The sequence below is a fragment of the Candidatus Streptomyces philanthi genome (assembly GCF_059553635.1).
This window is the reverse complement of sequence record NZ_JCANQV010000412.1, coordinates 1-3,992: the sequence shown is the minus strand read 5'-3', so window position 1 is coordinate 3,992 and position 3,992 is coordinate 1. Positions and strand designations below refer to the sequence as shown.

Here is a 3,992-nt window from a genome sequence, read left to right as displayed (position 1 = left end):
ACCCCTACGCCATCGGCCCCGACCAGCACTCCCGCCCGGCACCGGACCCGGTGCCCGAGGCCGGGGGTGAGGCCGATGCCGCGTCCGAAGGACAGCGGCGCACCTCCCTGGGCCTGCCCAAGCGCACGCCCAGGATCGTGGCGCAGCAGGCGCCGACCACCCCGCGCAAGAGCGGCGGGGTCAATGCCGAGGCGCTGCGTCGCCGGCTCGGGGGATTCCAGCAGGGGGCACGTGAGGGCCGCCGGGACGTCGAGGCCGAGATCGCGGAACGTACGGCGGAGCAGACCATGCCACGGACGGACTCCGACGGAGCGGGGGCGCCGGGAGAGAGCCGTGTTGTCGAGGAGGCACGCGATTGATGGCACAAGCGCCCACTGCTCACGGACAAGGGCCGAGCAGGCAGGCCAGGAACCTGCACTGGCTGCTGACCAACCTGGTGGACGAGGTGCCGGGCATCCTCTCGGTGGCGGTCGTCTCCTCCGACGGCCTGCTGCTGCTCTCCTCCGACCCCGGACGGGCCGCTGAGGCGGCCCGTGCCGCGGTGGACGAGGGCCCGCGCGGCTCCAGCGCGGACCTGGCGACCATCGTCTCCGGTCTCGGCAGCCTCACCAACGGCGCCGCGAAGCTGATGGACGGCGGCCTCGTCAAGCAGACCATGGTCACCATGGACGAGGGCAGTCTCTTCGTCATGTCGATCAGCGACGGTTCGCTGCTCGGCGTGCACGCCACGCCCGACTGCGACATGAGCGTCATCGCCTACCACATGGCGCTCTTCGTCGGCCGGGCCGGCCATGTCCTCACCCCGGAACTCCGCAGCGAGCTGCGCAAGTCGATGGAGAGCACCCAGTGAGCACATCCCCCAAGCTCCCGGTGCGCGGCGGGGAGAAGAAACCCGCCCGCGTCCGGCCCTATTCGCTGACCGGCGGCCGCACACGCTTCGGCCATGTGCTGCTCGTCGAGACCTTCGTCGCCGCCCTGGACGCCCCCGACGAGCGGCGCGAGCTGACGTCCGGCGGCTGGGGCGACCGCGTGATGCCGGAGATGCGCGCGATCGTCGAACTCTGCCGCCGGATGCGTTCGGTGGCGGAGATCTCCGCACTGCTCAAAATGCCGCTGGGCGTGGTCCGCGTGCTGCTGAGCGATCTCGCCGACCAGGGAAAGATTCGCGTCTACGGCACCGGTCACGGCACCGGCCGGCCCGACCGCGCGCTGCTCGAAAGGGTGCTGAGTGGACTTCGCAGGCTCTGACACGATATCGGCCGGACCAACGGCGGTCGCCGACGAAGCGGGGCTGCAGAGCTGGCAGACGGACCGTTCGCAGGCACCGATCGCCACCAAGGTCGTGGTGGCCGGCGGCTTCGGTGTCGGCAAGACGACCTTCGTCGGTTCGGTCTCGGAGATCACCCCGCTCCAGACCGAGGCGGTGATGACGCAGGCCAGCGCCGAGACGGACGATCTGACGGCGACCCCGGAGAAGACCACGACCACGGTCGCGATGGACTTCGGGCGGATCACGCTGGAGCAGGACCTGGTGCTCTACCTGTTCGGCACGCCCGGACAGCAGCGCTTCTGGTTCATGTGGGACGACCTCGTCCGCGGGGCGATCGGCGCGGTCGTGATGGCCGACACCCGCCGGCTGGAGGACTGCTTCCCGGCGCTCGACTACTTCGAGAGCTGCGCGCTGCCGTACATCGTGGCGGTCAACCACTTCGAGGGGACGGACTCGTACGACGTGGAGGATGTGCGCGAGGCGTTGACGGTGCCGCCGCACGTGCCCATTGTGATCATGGACGCGCGGAAGCGGCACACGGTGATCGAGTCGCTGCTGGTGCTGGTCGCCCATGCGCTGGAGTCCACGCCCGAGTAGCCGGACACCCGGCCGACCGTGCGTCCTCCCCGAGACCACCCCCCCTCAAGCAGCTGTTCGTGAAGAGAAGAGTGCCGCCATGCGGAAAATACTCATCATCGGAGCCGGCCAGTCCGGGCTCCAACTGGCCCTCGGACTCCAGTCCCAGGGCTACGACGTCACCCTCATGTCCAACCGCACGCCCGACGAGATCCGCTCCGGCCGGGTCATGTCGACGCAGTGCATGTTCCACACCGCCCTCCAGCACGAGCGCGACCTCCAGATCAACTTCTGGGAGAGCCAGGCACCGCGCATCGAGGGCCTGGGCGTCTCGGTCGCCGCACCCGGCACCTACGACGCGCCGGACGGCACCCAGCGCGCCGTCGACTGGGTCGGCAAGCTCGACGGCTACGCCCAGTCCGTCGACCAGCGCGTGAAGATGGCCGGCTGGATGGAGACCTTCGCACAGCGCGGCGGCCAGCTCGTCATCCACGGCGCCGCCGTCTCCGACCTGGACTTCTTCGCACGCCGCTACGACCTGACGCTGGTCTCCGCCGGCAAGGGCGAACTGGTGTCCATGTTCCGCAGGGACCCCTCGCGTTCCCCGTACGACACCCCGCAGCGCGCCCTGTCCGTCGCCTACGTCCACGGCATGGGCCCGCGCCCCGAGCACCCCGAGTTCGACGCGGTGCGCTGCAACCTCGTCCCCGGCGTCGGTGAACTCTTCGTCATGCCGACGTACACCACCTCCGGCCGCGCCGACATCCTCTTCTGGGAAGGCATCCCCGGCGGTCCGCTCGACGCCTTCCAGGGCGTCCAGGATCCCCGGGAGCACCTGGAGATCACCCTCGCGCTGCTGAAGAAGTTCCTGCCCTGGGAGTACGCGCGCTCCGCGAACGTCGAGCTGACCGACGCCAACGGCACGCTGGCCGGCCGCTACGCCCCGACCGTGCGCCACCCCATCGGGCACCTCCCCTCCGGCGGCCTCGTCCTCGGCGTCGCCGACGTCGTCGTGGCCAACGACCCGGTCACCGGCCAGGGCTCCAACTCGGCGTCGAAGTGCGCCGCCTCCTACCTCGCCTCCATCGTCGAGCACGGCGACCGGCCGTTCGACGCGGAGTGGATGCAGGCCGCCTTCGACCGCTACTGGCAGACCGCTCAGCACGTCGTCAAGTGGACCAACGCGATGCTCGCCCCGCCGCCCGGGCACGTGCTGGACATCATCGGCGCCGCCGGCCAGAACCAGAAGATCGCCGACCGCTTCGCCAACGGGTTCAACAACCCGGCCGACTTCGAGAACTTCTTCTTCGACCCGGCCAAGGCCGAGGCGTACCTCGCCTCGGTGACCGGGTCACAGGCCGCCTGAGCCACCGCGCCGGGCCGGCCGTCCGCCGGCCCGGCGCGCCCGTCAGTCCTCCGGCGGGGTGTACCCCGCCACAGGTTCACCCTCCGGGTCCGGCCGTACGGCGCCCAGCAGGGGATTCGCCGCGATCGGCGAGATCTTCACGGACCTGCCGGGGCGCGGCGCCTGGATCACCTTGCCGTCGCCGGCGTACAGCGCCACATGGGTCGCCTCCGGGAAGTAGATGACCAGGTCACCGGGGCGCAGCCGGTCCAGCGGCACATGCGGCAGCGACTCCCACTGCTCCTGGCTGGTGCGCGGGAGAGGCCGCCCGGCGTGCGCCCACGCCCGGGACGTCAGCCCCGAGCAGTCGAACGCGTCCGGGCCGGTGGCGCCCCACACATAGGGCTTGCCGAGCTGTTCCAGCGCCCACTCCACCGCCCTGCGCCCGAGGGCGGAGGGCGCGCCGCCGTCCGCGATGCGGCCGCTCGCGAGCAGATCGCGCTGGGCCGCGTCGACGCCCAGGGCCTCCAGCCGTTCCACCGCCTCGACCTGGTCCTCGGAGAGCGAGGCGACCAGCCGCTCCACGTCCTGGAGCTTGAGCCGTGCCGCGTCCCGCCGCTCCCTGCGCCGCTCGGAGAGTTCCCGCTGCTCGGCGAGGGCCTCGTCCGCCTGCTGCGCCAGCCTCCGGGCGTGTTCCTCCGCGGCGGTCAGCCGGGCGACCGTGGCGGCCTGGCCCTCGGCGGCCGCGTGCAGCAGACGGCTCTGGTCCATCGCCCGCTGCGGGTCCCGGGCCATCAGGAG

5 protein-coding genes and 1 pseudogene are annotated in these 3,992 nt (G+C 71.3%); 5 read left to right on the top strand and 1 reads right to left on the bottom strand.

Features of this window, described 5'->3' with window-relative positions:
- The 5 genes and pseudogenes from AC51EU_RS28025 to AC51EU_RS28005 form a co-directional block, all read left to right on the top strand.
- Positions 1 to 359: pseudogene (locus AC51EU_RS28025) on the top strand (sensor histidine kinase); the annotation flags it as partial.
- Positions 359 to 850, top strand: a complete 492-nt coding sequence (locus AC51EU_RS28020) for a roadblock/LC7 domain-containing protein (protein WP_496269886.1) — start codon at positions 359 to 361, stop codon at positions 848 to 850. The pseudogene AC51EU_RS28025 and the gene AC51EU_RS28020, both read left to right, overlap by 1 nt.
- A complete protein-coding gene (locus AC51EU_RS28015) occupies positions 847 to 1,248 on the top strand; it encodes a DUF742 domain-containing protein (RefSeq protein WP_496269885.1) in 402 nt (133 codons plus the stop codon). Before AC51EU_RS28020 ends, AC51EU_RS28015 begins: the two co-directional genes overlap by 4 nt.
- 4 nt (positions 1,249 to 1,252) lie before the next feature.
- Positions 1,253 to 1,867: a GTP-binding protein gene (locus AC51EU_RS28010; protein WP_496269887.1), complete on the top strand. Its 615-nt coding sequence runs from the start codon at positions 1,253 to 1,255 to the stop codon at positions 1,865 to 1,867.
- 79 nt (positions 1,868 to 1,946) lie between these two features.
- Complete coding sequence (locus AC51EU_RS28005) at positions 1,947 to 3,212, top strand: styrene monooxygenase/indole monooxygenase family protein (protein WP_496269884.1); 1,266 nt, start codon at positions 1,947 to 1,949, stop codon at positions 3,210 to 3,212.
- Between the two features lie 42 nt (positions 3,213 to 3,254).
- Here the strand turns inward: AC51EU_RS28005 and AC51EU_RS28000 are convergent.
- On the bottom strand, positions 3,255 to 3,992 hold a 738-nt coding region (locus AC51EU_RS28000), incomplete at its 5' end, for a C40 family peptidase (protein ID WP_496269883.1).

What these genes read in the sequence shown, in the direction of transcription:
- AC51EU_RS28020 (WP_496269886.1), top strand. Translation starts at nt 359, where the DNA reads ATGGCACAAGCGCCCACTGCTCACGGACAAGGGCCGAGCAGGCAGGCC.
- AC51EU_RS28005 (WP_496269884.1), top strand. Translation starts at nt 1,947, where the DNA reads ATGCGGAAAATACTCATCATCGGAGCCGGCCAGTCCGGGCTCCAACTG.